The organism is Sporosarcina gallistercoris, assembly GCF_014836415.1.
Taxonomy (GTDB): domain Bacteria; phylum Bacillota; class Bacilli; order Bacillales_A; family Planococcaceae; genus Sporosarcina; species Sporosarcina gallistercoris.
In genome coordinates this window covers 126,188-143,535 of sequence record NZ_JACSQY010000002.1, presented here as the reverse complement: position 1 = coordinate 143,535, position 17,348 = coordinate 126,188, and the positions used below count along the sequence as shown (strand labels likewise).

Here is a 17,348-nt window from a genome sequence, read left to right as displayed (position 1 = left end):
GGAATAGAGACATGGAGAAGAATTTGAACATTTCATTGGTAGGAGTTCCGCTTGACTATGGTCAGAGCCGCAGAGGCGTAGATATGGGGCCGAGTGCGATTCGTTACGCGGGTGCCGTGCCTCGTCTAGAAGCGATTGGTCATCACGTGACCGATACGGGAGATGTCGCTGTTCCAGCAGGGGAACGCATTGGGCAAGAGAGTGACGGGTTGAAAAACTTGGATGAAGTGACAGATGCGTGCACCGAGCTTGCTGAACGTGTGGCTGAGTTGACAAAGGCTGGACAGTTCCCGCTTGTTTTCGGTGGTGATCATAGCATGGCGATCGGTACACTTGCAGGACTCTCAGAGAAATACAACAATCTAGGTGTCATCTGGTATGATGCGCACGCGGATATCAATACTGAGAAAACCTCTCCTTCGGGCAATATACATGGCATGCCTCTTGCGGTGAGCCTTGGAATGGGCCACGATCGCCTCGTAAACATCTATAAAGAAGGACAAAAAATCAAGCCTGAAAATGTTGTGATCATAGGAGCACGTTCTGTCGATCCTGGCGAACGCGAATTGATTAAGGAATTGGGGATTAAAGTATTCACGATGCACGAAATCGATCGTGATGGTATGACATCAGTCATGAACCAAGCAATCGACTACTTAACATCTAAAAATATTGACGGTCTCCATTTGTCATTGGACTTGGATGGATTAGATCCACTTTACACGCCGGGCGTCGGAACACCCGTCCCAGGTGGAATCAGTTATCGGGAAAGCCATTTAGCGATGGAGATGCTTCAAGATTCAGGCTTACTGACTTCTGCGGAGTTTGTAGAAGTGAATCCGATTTTGGATGATAAGAATACGACTGCCGACGTAGCGGTAGGGCTGATCGGTTCATTATTCGGTGAAAAACTTCTGTGAGGCAAGACAATTATACGGATTGAAAACAAAATAATCGAGTGAAAGTAGCCATGCGTCCCACTGCATGGCTACTTTTTTGAAGGAATTGTAGAAAATAGGGCAATATTTTCAGTTGTTTGGTAAAATGAATTTATATTTAATGAAACCTGTAGACCCCTTCATCCGTATAGAAGGGACAGCCGCAGCAGAAGCGGAGGATGAGAGTCTTTGGATGAGTTGATCAATAAACGAATAAATGAAGTGCTGAAAGGGAATCAAGATTCTTTTGAAGAAATTGTACTGCTGTTCCAGCACCGCTTATATCATGTCTGTTACAGGATGCTCGGCAGTCGGGAAGAGGCGCAGGATATCGCGCAGGAAGCTTTTGTAAGGGCGTACTCGAATTTGCATACGTTTGACCAAAAGAGGAAATTCTCAACTTGGATCTTCCGGATTGCCACGAACCTTTGTATCGACAGGATCCGGAAAAAGAAACCGGATTATTCCTTGGATGCCCAAGTTCCTGGTACGGAAGGGCTCGATATGTACTCACAGATAGCGGCCGCCGAAGATCTGCCTGAAGAGGAAGTCGAACGTATGGAGACACAAGAACGTGTTCAATACGAAATCGGACGTTTGCCGGAAAAGTATCGTTCTGTCATAACGCTACGGTATATGGAAGAATTGCCACTCCAAGAGATCGCTGACATATTGGAACTTCCGCTAGGCACCGTTAAAACACGTGTGCATCGAGGGCGAGATGCTTTACGAAAACAGATAGGTACAATGTAGGAGGGGTAAGGATGACTAACTGTCCAATTGAAGTTGTCCATTATATGCACGAATACCTGGATGGAGAGATTTCTCCTGAACATGAACAGGTATTGAACGAACATCTTGCTACGTGCGAAGAGTGTCAAAAACTATTTGATGAATTAAGTGATGCAGTTGAGCTCCTTGAACTCGCAGATCCGATGCAAGCACCTGTTGGTTTTGCAGAGGGAGTCATGGCGAGATTACCACAAAGTGCACAACAGAAAAAGAAGACGGGAGTAAATCGCTGGTTACGCAAACACCCATTGTTGTCTGCAGCAGCGTTATTTCTCATTCTGATGAGTGCAGCACTTTTTTCAAGTTATAATACAAACGAACAATTTTCAGTTACAATGCAGCCAAACCTTGTGATTGAAGGAGATACAGTGGTTGTCCCAGCAGGTGAAGTGATCCAGGGAGATCTCATTGTGAAGAACGGGAATTTGCGCATTGAGGGCCAGGTGGATGGTAATGTAACCGTCATACGAGGGGAGAAGTACATGGCTTCTACAGCAGTGGTGACAGGGAACATTGAAGAAATCGACGAAGTATTCGACTGGCTATGGTATAAGATCAAATCCGCATTCACAGGGCTGACCCCGGATAAATCCGAAAAAGAAGATACTGAGTAAGCGACGCGCATACGCCGGTCGCTTTTTCGGTAGTTACGGGAACTTCAAAGGCGATTTCCCCGTCTAAGAACAGCATGTAAATTGTGCTCTATGGTATACTTGAATAAGTGAAAAATTGTCTGTAAAGGTAGGGGAAGCGCATGCCTGATTGGGAAATAGTTGCAAATATGAATGCTGTTGAAGTCTTGAAAGCCATTTTGGATGTGCTTCTCGTTTGGTTTGTTGTGTATAAACTCATCACGATTATTAAAGGTACTAAAGCGGTGCAGCTGCTAAAAGGAATCTTTGTCATCCTAATTGTCCGCATTCTGACAGAACTACTAGGCCTGGATACGTTGAAATGGATGGTCGAACAAGTCCTGACATTCGGTTTCTTAGCTGTGATCATCATTTTCCAACCCGAGTTGCGTCGTGCGCTCGAGCAGCTCGGCCGTGGCCGGCTGTTCGCTAGGACTCAAATGCAGGAGGAAGAAGAGAGAGACCGCCTGATTAGCGCATTCACTAAATCAGTGAGTTATATGGCGAAACGCCGAATCGGAGCGCTCATCACAGTGGAAAAAGAGACAGGACTCAGCGAATACATTGAAACAGGCATCGGGATGAATTCAGACATTTCATCAGAATTACTGATCAATATCTTCATTCCGAATACACCGCTGCATGACGGGGCAGTCATTGTCCAAAAAAACAAAATTGCAGCAGCAGCGTGTTACTTACCACTTTCAGAAAGCCCGTTCATTTCAAAGGAGCTGGGGACCCGCCACAGAGCGGCTCTAGGTATTAGTGAAGTCACGGATGCCTTCACCATTATTGTTTCAGAAGAAACCGGTGCAGTCAGTGTGACGATTGACGGAGATATCAACCGCAATGTTACGATGGAAGAGTTTGAACGGATTGTACGTCTTGCATGGTTCGGAGACGCGACAGCTGCCAGCGCTGTAAACTCCATTTGGAAATGGGGGAAGAGAAAAAATGGATAAATTCATGGATAGTCCTTGGTTTCTGAGATTGACAGCACTCGCACTTGCACTATCTCTCTTCTTTTCCGTACGTGCAGACCAAGAAAAATCGTCTCTTGCAAATGTAGGGGACTCAATGGATATCATTCGTGATGTACCCGTAGAAGTGTTCTACGACAACGAAAACCTCGTAGTCACAGGAGTCCCGGAAACAGTCAACATGACTATCAGTGGGCCGACGAATTTAGTTCAGTCAGCAAAGTTGCTCAAAGACTTTGCCTTGAAAGTCGATCTGCGGAGTATGCCGATGGGGCGTCATACGGTTCAAATCCAGACTGAAAATATTTCCAATAAAATCGATGTGAAGCTGGATCCAGCGACGATAGAAGTGGATATTGAAGAGAAAATCACGCAATCGTTCAGAGTCGATCCGGAAATGAATGACAAGTTACTCGCAGAGGATTACGAACTGGTGAAAATGGAAGTGAATCCAGCGACGATCGAAGTGACAGGTGCCAAAAGTATTGTAGATTCCATCAGTTTTGTAAAAGTTTCTGTAACCGGTGATAACGGAATCGACAAGTCGTTTGAGCAAAAAGGAAGAGTCCGGGTACTCGATCGGGATTTGAATAAATTGAATGTCTCGATTGAACCGGAAGAAGTAACGGTAAAAGTGGATGTAGAAGCGTATCACAAAGAGGTCCCGATTTCAGTTAAGCAAAAAGGGAAAACAAAAGAAGGGATATCCGTTAATTCCTTAACGACCGATGAAAAAATGGTTACTTTATATGGACCGCGTAAAACAGTGGATGCCATCGACCAGGTGAATGTTGACGTAGATGTGAGTGAGTTATCGGGAAGCGGGAAGCAATCGATCGAATTGCCGAAGCCGAAAGGGGTCCTCAAAATGTCTGTTGACAAAGTAAACGTCAACATAGATGTCAAAGTATCGTCTGAAGGGGGAAAGGATACTACTGAGGACGACAAGTCAGATGATGAAGCCGCTGCCCCGCCCAGTGAAGAATCGACCAATTCGGATGTTGTAACAGAAGAACCTTCGTCCGATGGAAAGGAACCGCCAACCGTTGTTAAAAAGACTCGTAAATTCACTGGGATTGAAATCCGGATTCAAGGTTTAGATAAGAGTTTTGTAGGTAGTATCGTAAAACCTTCTGATGGTGTAGCGGCAGTTACGTTAACGGGCGAAGAAAAATTGATCGATTCCCTCACTGAATCAGATGTAACTGTCTTTGCAGACGCGAAAAGTGTGAACCATGTTGGAGAACACGTTCTGCCGATTTTTGTGCAGGTGCCATCGGATGTTCAGTATGAAGTGAATTTTAAAGACATTGCAGTAATGGTTGAACAAGCGTAAAGTACGCAGAATGGATAGGATCGAAAGGGAGAATGAAAATGACTAAGTATTTCGGCACGGATGGTGTAAGAGGAGTTGCCAATGCAGAATTGACTCCGGAATTGGCATTTAAATTAGGTCGTTTCGGTGGTTACGTCCTCACGCAACATTCAACGGAAGTAGCACGTGTTCTTGTTGGAAAAGATACTCGTATTTCTGGTCAAATGTTAGAGAGTGCATTAATCGCTGGGCTTTTGTCAACTGGAGTCGAAGTTATGACCTTGGGCGTAATCAGTACACCAGGAGTCGCTTATTTAACAAGAGCGATGAATGCTCAAGCGGGTGTTATGATTTCAGCTTCACATAATCCAGTCGAAGATAACGGCATTAAATTCTTTGGAGCAGACGGCTTTAAGCTGTCGGACGATCTTGAAGCTGAAATTGAGCAGCTATTAAATGCTGAAACCGATACGCTGCCTCGCCCGACTGGCGGAAACGTAGGAACGATCACCGAGTACTTCGAAGGGTGTCAAAAATACAATCAGTATTTGAAGCAGACAATAGACGGTGATTTTGAAGGGATGCACGTTGTGCTCGATTGCGCACACGGTGCTACTTCTACGATTGCGACACACGTGTTTGCAGATCTGGAAGCTGATCTCACAACGATGGGCGCATCCCCGAATGGGTTGAATATCAATGATGGTGTCGGCTCAACTCACCCTGAAGAACTCGCTAAACTAGTACTTGAGAAAAACGCTCAAATCGGACTTGCGTTTGACGGTGATGGCGACCGCTTGATCGCAGTTGATGAAACGGGTGCGATCGTAGATGGAGACCAGATTATGTATGTAATCGGAAGCTACCTCCACTCAAAAGGTGCATTGAATTCAGATACGATTGTTTCGACAGTCATGAGTAACCTTGGATTCTACAAAGCATTAGAAGAACAAGGAATACAAAGCGCCCAAACAGCGGTTGGTGACCGTTATGTTGTGGAGGAAATGCGAAGAGGCAACTTTAATCTTGGCGGAGAGCAGTCAGGACATATTGTCTTGCTGGACTACAATACAACAGGAGACGGTCTGATCACTGGACTGCAGCTGGTGAATATCATGAAGCGTACAGGCAAGAAGTTGTCCGAATTGACGAGTGGTATGACGATTTTTCCTCAAAAACTTGTGAATATCCGGGTGACGGATAAGCATGCAGTAACGGAAAATGCAAAAGTCGCTGCAATTATTAACGAAGTGGAAATGGAAATGGCTGGAGAAGGACGTGTTCTCGTACGCCCTTCCGGTACAGAACCATTAGTACGTGTAATGGTGGAAGCACCTACATCGGAAGCATGTGAAAGCTACAGTACACGAATTGTCAATGTAGTCACGCAAGAAATGGGATTGGACTAACGAACCCTTTATGAAGAACTGAAGTCCTGGATGAAAAGGGCTTCAGTTCTTTTTCAAAAGTGCTAAGTAACATCCAATCCGGGGGAATTAGGGGAAATAACGACCGACCGTAATTGGTGACGGGGGGAATGTAAGTTTGGACTACGAGAAGTATCAACGACTAGTAACGGGGAAAATTGAGGAATCGTTCACGCAGTGGGACGCTAAAAAATTTGTGAAGGAATCGGAATTGTATACGTTCCTTCATACATTGAAAGGGACGGCGGGTACGATTGGTCTCCATGATCTGGCGGAGTTTTGCAGTGCGCATTTGGAAATTCTTTCTCCTCATGATGAATCAGTAATTCCTATTTCTTCTTTGAAAAACTTTAAGAAGAACATTCTCCTATTGGCTGATGGCAATAAGAAGGAAAGACGCAATTATGTTTTGCCTGACTTATACGTCGATCATTTCGATCAAGAAACGTTCATTTTGATCATTGATGATGATTTGGAGTTCGTGACATTCACTAAAGAATTGTTGGAACAACTCGGTGCACAAGTACTAATCGCTATGGATGGAAAGCGCGGTATACAACAATTTTACGATCTGCAACCGAACATGGTAATGATCGACTTGCAACTTCCAGATATGTCGGGTTTGGATGTTTTTGACCAAATCCGTGATACTGCAAGTGACCGTCATGTAGTATCCATCTTAATGAGCAGTAATCATTCCAACAAAGTGATTAGCCAGGCGTATGAAGCAGGACTGATGGACTTTATCAGAAAGCCATTAGAACTGGATCTGTTTTTGCCTTACTTATTTAACAGGGACAAGTGGCGAAAAGGAATAAGCCAATCGATTACTACAGACGGATTGACGGGTGTGGGCAATCGGAAACGTTTGGATGAAATGCTGATGTTTTGTGAACGGCTAACGCAACGTTCAGGGGTACCATTCTCTGTTGTTATGATGGACCTAGATCATTTCAAGAGTGTAAATGATACGTATGGACATCCTGCGGGAGATGAAGTGCTTAAGGCTTTCAGTAGAATTGCGCTCGAAGAAAAACGTGAGACTGATTATATTTTCCGGTATGGCGGAGAAGAATTTGTCATTCTCGTTTCTGGCGGTAAGGGCGAAGCGTATACTTTCGCAGAACGGTTGCATGAGTCGTTCAACAATATTATTTTTGAAGAAGGGGACCGTTCATTCTCTGTCACCTTCTCTGCGGGAATCGCGGAGTATGAAGGCAGGTTGGAAATGCTGCTCATCGAAGCTGACCAAGCACTTTATCAGGCGAAGCGCACAGGACGTAACCAAAGCGTTATTTTTGATAAGAATTTGATAGAAGTGAAGCGTAAACTTCAAGTCATTATTATCGATGATGATTTTCTGATCCGCACAATGTTGGAAGAGGAACTTCGCGGATGGAGTTTGGTGGACATTGAATTATCCGTCAAAATGTTTAAGGATGGAATTTCATTTTTAGCGGCTGATTGGTTTGATCCTGATACGCACTTCATCATCCTGCTTGACGGAATTATGCCAGGTATGGACGGATTGGAAGTATTAGAACGCTTAAAGAGAAGACCCGATACTAATAATATTTTAGTCTCGATGATGACCGCCCGCACGAGTGAACAAGATATAAAGTCTGCACTGTGGCTAGGTGCTGATGATTATATAATGAAACCGTTCCAAAAGAATGAAATACTAACACGGATTCAGAATTTGTCATCCAGAATGTTTTAAACAATCGACTTCACCAGGGGGATCATACATGGTAGAAAGCAAGAAAATATTGGTGATCGATGATGAAGGAATCTTACGGATGCTGATTTCTGATACGCTTTCCTTTGAAGGTTATGCGGTAGAAGAAGCGCAAGACGGCCAAGAAGGGTTCGACAAAGCGGCCACGGGACAATTCGATGTTATACTTCTCGATTACATGATGCCGAAACTGACGGGGCCAGAGGTGTTGGAACGCTTGCAACCACTCAATCTTGGAATCCCGATTATAATGTTGACTGCAAAAGCACAGCAATCAGATAGAGACTTGGCAGCTCATTTTGGAGCAGATTATTTCATGCCTAAACCTTTCAGTCCTTCAGAACTTGTAACGCTCGTGAAACAAGTATTGGAAGGGTCCGATTAATTTGAAAAACGCTAGTTCCAGGTTACGGAAACTAGCGTTTTTTTATGCCTTCATGCTGTATTTGTTCCGCAAGTAAATAGCAGAGCCATTTAAGAGGAATAGGCTAATGAGCAATACAATACTTGCAGCTGCAGCGAGATGCGCATAATCTGCAACGAGTGCTGCATCCAATGTCCAATAATAGATTTGCATCGGTAACACGGTGAAACGATCTAAGATTCCGCCTGGAAATGGAATGAGCAGCGCAGGGATTCCAAGGACGACAAGTGGCGCAGTCTCCCCGATAGCTCTTGAGAGAGCCAATATCGCACCCGTCAGAATGGATGGGAGGGCGACCGGTAAAATGACAGATTGTATAGTCTGCCATTTTGTTCCGCCTAGCGCATAAGAAGCATCGCCAAGCTGACTTGGAACGGATCGCAGTGCTTCTTGAGCAGCTACAATGACAATTGGGAGGATAAGTAATGATAAGGTAAGTCCCCCGGCGAGAACGACGCTTCCGAATCCAAGAGCTCTTACAAAAACGGTCAATCCGAGAATTCCGTAAACAATCGACGGAACGCCAGCAAGATTCGCGATATTAGTTTGTATAAACGTCTTGGCCTTGCCGTTCTTAGAATAGAGTTCCAAGTAAACGGCCGAACCGATGCCCACAATCATCGTTACAGGCACTACCACAGCCAGCAACCAGAAGGTACCGAGCACGGCTCCCATAATACCCGCCTTTTCAGGAGTGGTGGAAAAGCGTCCTGTTAGAAAGTCGAGGGAGAGCCAGCTGATCCCTTCAGAAGTGATTCGGACTAACAAAATGCCCATGATGACAATTCCGAATAGAGCGGCAGCTCCAAATAGTACTTTAGCTGATCGGTCAGCGAGAAGACGGAAACGAACTCTGGATGGACTGGATGGTTGTCGGGTATGGAGCATATTAGTAGACCTCCCGGAATTTGCGTGCGATTTTTCCAGCAAGTAAATTCATCATTAACGTCGCGGCGAATAGAGTCATCGCAACTGCGTAAAGACTGTAGTAAACGGTGGAACCTGCCGCCGCATCGCCGCTCGTGACTTCAACGATATAAGCGGTCATGGTTTGCATGGATTCCGTGACATCGAACGTGAAGTTCTTGGAGCTCCCGCTTGCGATTGCGACAATCATCGTTTCACCGAGTGCGCGTGATATCCCAAGAACAAAGGATGCGATAATACCGGAAAGCGCTGCCGGAACGACCACTTTTAAAGCGGTCTCCAATTTTGTGGCGCCAAGTGCTGCGGATCCTTCTCTCATTGCTTCAGGGACAGAGCGCATCGCATCTTCTGAAAGTGAAGCGATCATCGGAATGATCATCACTCCCATTACGAGTCCAGGACTCAAGATATTCGTAGCTTCCAGTCCGGGAATCCATTCTTTAAGCAGCGGCGTCACAAAAGTGAATGCGAAAAACCCGTAGACGATTGTCGGAACACCAGCTAATAATTCCAGTGCAGGTTTGAGGATGCTGCGAACTCGGCGTGAAGCATATTCACTTAAGTAGATTGCCGCCATGAGACCGATTGGACCCGCAACCAAGATTGCAATACCGGAAGAAACCAGAGTTCCCATTACAAGTGGGAGTATCCCGTATTCAGGTGTTTGGCTCAAGGGTTTCAAAACAGTTCCTGTAAAGAAGTCGACTATTGGAACGGCCTTGAAAAATTCAATGGTCTCGGTCAATAAAATTACGAGAATCCCTACCGTCGTGAAGACGGATAGGGAAGCAAGTAGAAACAAAAACCGTGGAATCCATGTTTCTATCGTTTTTCTAAAAGATTTCCGGTCCTGATTGAGGCGGATGAGGTCACGGATGTTGTTTCCGCTACTTGAGTTAGCTTGGAATGGAGATGTCATTACCTCGCATCCTCCTTTTCTGCAATGAAGTTCCGTATCTTATTGATCACCAAGTGAGTTCAGGAAGTCCAGATTCTCTTTGCTTTCATTTTCAGGAATCGGTGCAAATCCGGTTTCACCAGCCATCTTATTCGCATTGTTTAAAATGTATTTTGCATAATCGAGTACTTGGGGTTTTTCTTTAGCATGCCCGACATTCAGATAAGTGAAGACAGGACGAGTGAATGCTGCGTAGTCGCCATCTTCTGCAATTGTTTCAAGAGAAGGTTCAACCGGTCCTTTTCCAAAGTCTACAGGTACTGCTTGGAGCTTTTCTTGGTTGCCTGCATAATAGCCATATCCGAAAAATGCTATGCCGTTCTTGTCTTCTGATACAAGGGTAACGAGGGTTGAGTAGTCTTGCTGCAAGTTAACGGAAGGTTTCAAATCTTGTTCTTCCAACACTTTTTCATAGAAGAACTCATAAGTTCCATGGTTTTCGTTCGGACCCATAGGCTTGATTTCTTCGTCTGGCCAAGAAGGATCGAGATCCGACCATTTAGTTACATCACCATCTGCTGTGAAAATACGTATGAGTTGTTCAGGTGTCAGTTGATCCGCCCAATCATTATCTTTATTGACGACGAATGTGAGGCCGTCCAATGCGAGCTTGAGCTCTTTCACTTCGATCCCTGCATCTTTTGCAGCTTGGCTTTCTTCTTCTTTTATAGTACGAGAAGCATCATTGAAATCTGTTCCATCTTTCGCAAGGAACTTCTTGAATCCAGCACTTGTACCCGCACGGCTTACTTCTACAGAAACGCCTTCTTGTTCTTCTAGCATATAGTTTTCAGCGAGTTTCGCCATGAGAGGGTAAACGGTGCCTGAACCATCGATGAGAACGCTCCCTTCAAGCTCAGCAGATGCAGTGGCGGAAGCTGTGCCATTTTCTTCTTCCTTTGAGCTGCAAGCTGTGAGTGCGAGAGCCGCCACTCCGATAAGAATGGTTTTTTGAATGGATTTAATCAATGAATGTTCTCCCCTTTGTGTATGTTGTATGTCCCTTACAACTTTTAGTATAGGGGGAAAGTGTAAAGGCAGTATGGGAGAAGTGTAAAGACTGTGTAAAGATGAAAGAGGTGGCGCCCGTTCCGCCGGGGGGATTTGGCGGTATGGGTGAGGAACCCGCCCGTTCCAGCGGCCACCTCGCTCGTTTCAGCGAGGAATCCGCTCATTCTGTCGTCCAACCCGCTCGTTTCAGAGAGGAACCCGCTCGTTCTGTCGTCCAACTCGCTCGTTTCGTCGAGGAACCCGCCCGTTCTGTCGTCCAACCCCCTCGTTTCGCCGAGGAACCCGCTCGTTCTGTCGTTCAACCCGCCCGTTTCGCAGAGAAACCCGCTCGTTCTGTCGTCCACCCCCAACCCCAACCCCCACTCGAAAAAAGTCACTGGGCGATGCAGCAATTTCCTGCTCTCCCAGTGACTCATATTCTCCATCATATACAAAATTCGCCCAATACAGTCGTGATGGTGTTCTTTCGCATAAGCGAACGAACTCACTGCGCCTTGAAAAGGGAACACCTCATATTCGTATGCTTCCAATTCTTCTTTCAACATCAGAGCGATGCTTGGATCATCTTCGACCCGAATGTTCCGGCAATCGTGTTTGGGAAGGCTTCAAAGGAATTGTGAAGCTGACTGCAGTACCCACGTTTTCTTCAGACTCCACCGTGATCTCTCCACCATGTTTTTCGACGATTCTCCGGCATATCGCAAGCCCTAGACCGGTTCCACCTATTTTTCTTCGGTACGTATTATCAAACCGATAAAACTTTTCAAACATATGCTTAATTTCATCCGCCGGAATTCCAATTCCTTGATCCTGGACAGTGACTTTCAAATATTCACCTTGTGGGGCAAGTGCCACAATCACATCCCCACCGTCCGGGGAAAACTTGATCGCATTGCTGAGCAAATTCGTGAATACTTGAATAAGTCGATCGGAATCTCCTATACAAATGGTTTGTTCGTCGTTCACCTGTAATGCAATCGAATGGTTATCCTGTGATGGAAAATTTTGAATGGTTTGCTGGGCAATGTCTGCAATGTCCACTTCTTGCATCGAGTATTCCTGGTTTCCGGATTCCATCCGCTGCACGTCCAAAAAGTCGTTAATAAGAGCGGTTAGACGTTTTGCTTCTTGATAAATCGCATCGAGATAACGTGATTGTCTTGCGTTATCCATCTCTTTTCCGATAAGCAATTCAGTAAATCCGATGATACTTGAAAGGGGAGTGCGCAATTCATGACTAACCGTTGACACGAGTTCTGTTTTCATTTTATCCACTTCGAATGCTTGGGTAATGTCCCTGTGAACAAACAGGGTGCCGATCCGTTGACCTTCATAGTGAACAGGAGATCCATAGAGCGAAATCACTTTCGATTCTGGACCTTCGACTGTATAGACAGTCTCTGCGAGTCGGCCTGAATCATCGTTAAGAACACCATTTATAAATCCTGCTAATTTGTCGGGGTCAGAAGTGAATCCGGCAAGTTTTTCTCTCCAGTCGGTAAGTTTGAGCCTGCCAGAGGGTTGTCCTATCAAGGCTGAAAGGGCATCGTTCACTTGAACTGAGGTTCCTTCTGTTGAGATGAATTGAATGCCTTCTTCCAGATTGTCCAATATTGTCTGATTCAACTGTCGTTCCTTATTCATGAGAGCGTACTGATCAATGCGATCGATCGCAAAGGATATGCGATTAGCAAGACCGAATAAGTCGGCCTGGTCTTCTTCTGAAAACTTATGAGATGATCGGGTTAAGACGAAAAATGCTTTATACGAGTCATCCGTTAGATGGGGTGCTGTATAGAAATCGTATTCGATAGAACCGTCATCGAGCAGGCGTTCCAATTGGAAATAGTGTTCTGTTTTTAAACGATTCAACACATAGTGCATGTGCTCATCAGAATAACTGGCATACTCTTCTTCAGAAATACCTTGCAGGACATACAAATTATTTGAAGGCATGTAGATACTCCCTTTATCCATCAAAAAGAGTGTATCTAAATAGTTGAGAGTTGCCGTCGCAATCCCTTTAGCGTCGTCTGAGAAAGACAGCTGATGACTAAGTCCGTTATAGCGTTCAAGACGAATTTTTGCATAGCGTGCTTCCGATAAGGCATCTTCCAACTTTCTTTGACGAGTAAACAATTCATCCTGCTGAGAAAGCAATTCATCCTGTTGTGACACGAGTTCTTCGTTTTGTGAAAGAAGTTCCTGTTCTTTTAGTTGGATGGTAGACATCATGCTCGAAAAAGAACGGGAAAGGGAACCGAGTTCATCGTTACGCTTTTCAGGCTCATAGTTTACATCCTGATTTGCTAAATAGCGCTCTGTTGCATTTGTCATGGACTCAATAGGAGCAATGAGCTTACTGATTACACGCCAGCTTAAGAAAATTAGGAACAACAATGCGCTTAGAGCGACTGAAAAAATGACGATATAGAGAAGGTTCAGCTCCTGTTCGGATTTTTTGTTGAACTGATTTCGGGCTTCTTCCGCTTGTTCTTCGTATTGCTTTGCATACTTTATGAATTGGTTTACAGATAGGTTGGTTCCTCCGCTTGACAAGCGCCGCAATCCTTCATAATCGTCAGCATCCACATAGGCGATTGCTTTAGGAAGAATATTCTTTTCATAATTTGAAATGAACCCGCCAATTTCATCGGTATACCGAAGTTCTTTCTCAGTCAACTCCATGGTAGTTAACTGATCGTTCACCTCGCGTATATGACGAAGCTCTGCATAAGCCAACTGAAGCTCTTCTTCCATTTTGAATGCATAAAAACCGCGTGCTCGAAAAAAGAGGTTCGAGATACTTTCCGACAGTTCCGTAATGACTTCCCCTTTTTCAACTTGCTGCGCTAACTCTTCATGACGTTTTTCGAACATCCAGTTACTATAATAATAGGAAATTCCTAGTAATAAGAGTAGCGATGATGATAACGCGGCGATGATCCGAATGAAATAGGTACGAATGCTCTTTTTATGCACAGTACACCTCGTCATCTTCTAATTTGTTACTTCTATTCTATCATGTCGACTACTTCTGCATAGTAGCATTTATACCTATGATGAAAAATCCGCAAAAAAAAGCCTTCTCCCACTTTGTGTAGGAAAAGGCTTGCCATCAATTATCCGAAACGGCCATTTACATAATCGTCCGTTAAGTGACTAGTTGGATTTTGGAAGATAGCTTCAGTCCGGTCGTATTCCACGACTTCACCGTGCAGGAAGAAGGCGGTGCGATCGGATATCCGTGCAGCTTGCTGCATGTTGTGCGTCACGATGACAATAGAGACGTCTTTTTTCAATTCGCCGATCAATTCTTCCACTTTGTTGGTGGACACAGGATCCAGTGCAGAAGTGGGTTCGTCCATGAGCAAAACAGAAGGCTCGATTGCGAGTGAGCGTGCGATACAGAGTCGCTGCTGCTGTCCGCCGGAAAGTCCGAATGCGCTGGCTGACAGACGATCTTTCACTTCATCCCACAACGCGGCTTTTTTGAGGCTGTTTTCCACGATTTCGTCTAACATTGCTTTTTTACGAATTCCATGAAGTTTCGGGCCATAAGCTACATTGTCATAAATCGATTTCGGGAAGGGATTCGGCTTTTGGAATACCATACCTACTTCAGAGCGTAACCGTTCTACAGTTGCGTGCAGCAAATCGGTGTCTTTAAACTGAGCCGTCCCGGAAATGCGTACTGCCGGGTTGGTTTCCACCATCCGGTTCAATGTTTTAAGATAGGTGGATTTACCACACCCGGATGGTCCAATGATTGCTGTCACTTCGTTTTCAAAAATTGTCAAATCAATATTTTTTAGTGCGTGAGTGTCCCCATACCATACGTTCAGACCTTCTGTAGTGAAAATTGCTGCGGGCGCTTCGGTTTGTGTAACGACTCGCAACGGAGTGGCCTGACGGTAATTCGTTAATGTAGTCATGCGCGCTGCCCCTCTCTTGTAACTTCTTCATCAGTATAGAGAAAAAGTGTTGAGGGGGTATGAAGGTAGTGTAAAGATTGTGTAAAGATTAATCATTCGAAGATATACTTGAGTGCTTTTAACGCTTGGTCAGGCGTTTCTACAGTGGCGTGGGCTTTTCTTGAGAGTTCCTTAAGTGCATGGTGATGCTCGTGCGGACGTATTAAGATCAAGGGCTTGTTGAGTGCGACTGCGGTACTTGCATCCATTGCGGTATTCCATTGCTTATACTTTTCTCCGAACAATGCGATGACTAAGTCGCATTTCTTCAGCAGCAATTCTGTCCGTAAGTTATTGAAGCTCGACGCAGCAGCATCTTTAGCAACTGCATCATGTTGTGTACCAAGGATTTCCTCCCCGATGTTGTCCGAACGGTCGTGGTTTTCCATAGGTCCGTAGAACGTCACAGGTAATCGCAATGCAGCTGCTTTTTCTTTGATTTCGTCACGCCAAGAGCTATGGATTTCACCTGCTAAGTATACCGATAATTCCATTTGGATCTCCTCCTCGATTCTTGTAATTTCATTGTAGCAGAATATTGCCTCAAATTGTCGCGGCGAGTACACTAAGGAAAAAGGGGAGCGATGGGGATATGAAAACAATCTGGCACAATGGCAGAATTTATACGATGGAAAAAGAAGGCGAGACAGTAGAAGCTGTTTTGACGGAGGACGGGACGGTTCTCGAAGTTGGAACATTAGATAGGTTACGTGCACAAGCGGATAACGAAGTGGATTTGCAAGGAGCAGTCATGTATCCGGGTTTCATCGATAGTCACATGCACATGATCGGGCACGGGAGTCGTTTGCTGCAAGTGGATCTCTCATACGTCACCTCTGCAGAACAAATGCTTGTCCGTTTGAAGGAGGCAGCCGCAGATCATCCGACAGATGAATGGTTTACAGCGGACGGATGGAATGAAAACAACTTCGCGGATTGTCGCATAGTGACCCGATTGGAATTGGATTCAATCAGTACGTCTCCCATGTTTTTGAAACGAACGTGCCGTCATGCGGCGCTTGCCAATTCAAAGGCATTGGAACTAGCGGGTATTACAAAAGATACACCTGACCCTGACAACGGAACAATTGTCAGGGATGGGGCCGGTGAAGCAACTGGATTGTTACTTGAAGGTGCGGCGGATCTTGTAGAAGCGGTCATTCCGGTTCCGGACGAAGCGGCACTTACGCGTGCATTGCAGGCTTCCGTCGAAGACTTGCTTGCACGCGGGATTACAGGTGCAGTGACGGATGATCTTGGCTATTATGCAGACTACCGCAATCCGCTTCAAGCGTTCCGGAATGTCATTGGAGAAGACAAGCTTAAATTCCGTGCTCACTTGCTGCGCCGTTCCACGGTCTTTCAATCCCTGATGGAAGATGGAGCAACGTATGATGAACCATGGATTCATGGAGGAGAGATGAAGTTCTTCATCGATGGGGCATTAGGCGGCAGAACTGCGCTGCTAAGTAAACCCTATTCCGACGACCCGGGGAATTCAGGAATGGCCGTCCTGACGGATGAGGAGATCCGTGAAAACATTGCGCTTGCCCGTCAATACGGGGAAGCCGTAGCAGTCCATACGATCGGCGACAAAGCATTAGAGAAATTGCTCGATGCAATTGAAGCGAACCCGCCAGCAGGAGGAAAACGGGACCGCATCATTCATGTCAACGTGTTGAGTGACGAACTGGTCGATCGCATGGAAAGATTGCCGGTCATTCTCGATATCCAGCCAGTGTTTGTATCATCTGACTTCCCATGGGCCAAAGACCGCCTCGGTGAGGACAGGATGGACTGGGCATATGCCTGGAAGAAGCTCATTGAACGTGGTTTCATCTGCGGGGGAGGCTCGGATGCCCCAGTCGAAGAAGTGGATCCGCTTCTCGGAATCTATGCAGCTGCATATCGCCGGAAGCCGGGTGAGAAGCATGAAGGTTATTTGCCCAAGGAGAAACTGAGCCGCTATGAATCCGTTGCCCTCTTTACTTCCGGTAGTGCGGCAACAATGGACAAAGCAGACAGTCGCGGTAAAATCGCAAAAGGCTTTGACGCCGACTTCACCATTCTGGATCGGGATTTGCTGACGGTGGATAGTGAAGATATGCTGAAAGCGAAAACCTTTATGACGGTTGTAGCAGGGGAAATCATGTATAAAGGAAACTAAAACTGGAACTTCCAGTCTCGTGAGTTTGAATGAGACTGGAAGTTTTTAATAGTAAGTATTAGATG

The 17,348-nt window shown here is 45.4% G+C and carries 16 protein-coding genes; 9 read left to right on the top strand and 7 right to left on the bottom strand.

The genetic code is table 11. From position 1 onward, the window contains the following. Positions 1-11 precede the first annotated feature (11 nt). The 8 genes from rocF (at position 12) to H9659_RS03905 (ending at position 8,207) form a co-directional block, all read left to right on the top strand. Positions 12-920 carry an arginase gene (rocF, locus tag H9659_RS03940; RefSeq protein ID WP_191688651.1) on the top strand — a complete coding sequence of 303 codons (909 nt, stop codon included), beginning with the start codon at positions 12-14 and terminating at the stop codon, positions 918-920. A 207-nt stretch (positions 921-1,127) separates the two neighbouring features. Then, a complete protein-coding gene (gene sigW / locus H9659_RS03935; RefSeq protein WP_191688650.1) occupies positions 1,128-1,691 on the top strand; it encodes an RNA polymerase sigma factor SigW in 564 nt (187 codons plus the stop codon). Positions 1,692-1,702: 11 nt separating this feature from the next. Further along, complete coding sequence (locus H9659_RS03930; RefSeq protein ID WP_191688649.1) at positions 1,703-2,344, top strand: anti-sigma factor family protein; 642 nt, start codon at positions 1,703-1,705, stop codon at positions 2,342-2,344. 140 nt (positions 2,345-2,484) lie between these two features. Continuing rightward, positions 2,485-3,324: a diadenylate cyclase CdaA gene (gene cdaA / locus H9659_RS03925; RefSeq protein WP_318240686.1), complete on the top strand. Its 840-nt coding sequence runs from the start codon at positions 2,485-2,487 to the stop codon at positions 3,322-3,324. After that, entirely contained in the window at positions 3,317-4,678 is a 1,362-nt protein-coding gene (locus H9659_RS03920; protein WP_191688648.1) for a CdaR family protein, read from the top strand. The genes cdaA and H9659_RS03920 overlap by 8 nt, the downstream gene beginning before the upstream one ends. Before the next feature lie 38 nt (positions 4,679-4,716). Continuing rightward, positions 4,717-6,066, top strand: a complete 1,350-nt coding sequence (gene glmM / locus H9659_RS03915; protein WP_191688647.1) for a phosphoglucosamine mutase — start codon at positions 4,717-4,719, stop codon at positions 6,064-6,066. A gap of 136 nt (positions 6,067-6,202) precedes the next feature. Then, positions 6,203-7,804, top strand: a complete 1,602-nt coding sequence (locus H9659_RS03910) for a diguanylate cyclase (protein WP_191688646.1) — start codon at positions 6,203-6,205, stop codon at positions 7,802-7,804. A gap of 28 nt (positions 7,805-7,832) precedes the next feature. After that, on the top strand, positions 7,833-8,207 hold the full coding sequence (locus tag H9659_RS03905) for a response regulator transcription factor (protein ID WP_191688645.1): 375 nt from the start codon (positions 7,833-7,835) through the stop codon (positions 8,205-8,207). Between the two features lie 42 nt (positions 8,208-8,249). Here the strand turns inward: H9659_RS03905 and pstA are convergent, their stop codons facing one another. From pstA to H9659_RS03870, 7 genes are all read right to left on the bottom strand, one after another. Then, positions 8,250-9,134: a phosphate ABC transporter permease PstA gene (gene pstA, locus H9659_RS03900; protein WP_191688644.1), complete on the bottom strand. Its 885-nt coding sequence runs from the start codon at positions 9,132-9,134 to the stop codon at positions 8,250-8,252. 1 nt (position 9,135) lies between these two features. Continuing rightward, complete coding sequence (gene pstC, locus H9659_RS03895; protein ID WP_191688643.1) at positions 9,136-10,092, bottom strand: phosphate ABC transporter permease subunit PstC; 957 nt, start codon at positions 10,090-10,092, stop codon at positions 9,136-9,138. A 39-nt stretch (positions 10,093-10,131) separates the two neighbouring features. Further along, positions 10,132-11,097 (bottom strand): PstS family phosphate ABC transporter substrate-binding protein, encoded by a 966-nt coding sequence (locus H9659_RS03890; RefSeq protein ID WP_191688885.1) that lies wholly within the window; start codon positions 11,095-11,097, stop codon positions 10,132-10,134. 47 nt (positions 11,098-11,144) lie between these two features. Then, a complete protein-coding gene (locus tag H9659_RS03885; RefSeq protein ID WP_191688642.1) occupies positions 11,145-11,687 on the bottom strand; it encodes a hypothetical protein in 543 nt (180 codons plus the stop codon). Between the two features lie 16 nt (positions 11,688-11,703). Beyond that, complete coding sequence (locus H9659_RS15630; RefSeq protein WP_191688641.1) at positions 11,704-14,124, bottom strand: ATP-binding protein; 2,421 nt, start codon at positions 14,122-14,124, stop codon at positions 11,704-11,706. 140 nt (positions 14,125-14,264) lie between these two features. Continuing rightward, positions 14,265-15,077 carry a phosphate ABC transporter ATP-binding protein PstB gene (gene pstB, locus H9659_RS03875; protein WP_191688640.1) on the bottom strand — a complete coding sequence of 271 codons (813 nt, stop codon included), beginning with the start codon at positions 15,075-15,077 and terminating at the stop codon, positions 14,265-14,267. 92 nt (positions 15,078-15,169) lie between these two features. After that, positions 15,170-15,610, bottom strand: a complete 441-nt coding sequence (locus tag H9659_RS03870) for a YtoQ family protein (protein WP_191688639.1) — start codon at positions 15,608-15,610, stop codon at positions 15,170-15,172. Between the two features lie 98 nt (positions 15,611-15,708). On the opposite strand from H9659_RS03870, the gene H9659_RS03865 reads away from it, so the two are divergent. After that, positions 15,709-17,283, top strand: coding sequence for an amidohydrolase (locus tag H9659_RS03865; RefSeq protein ID WP_191688638.1), 1,575 nt, complete (start codon positions 15,709-15,711; stop codon positions 17,281-17,283). Positions 17,284-17,348: the final 65 nt, after the last annotated feature.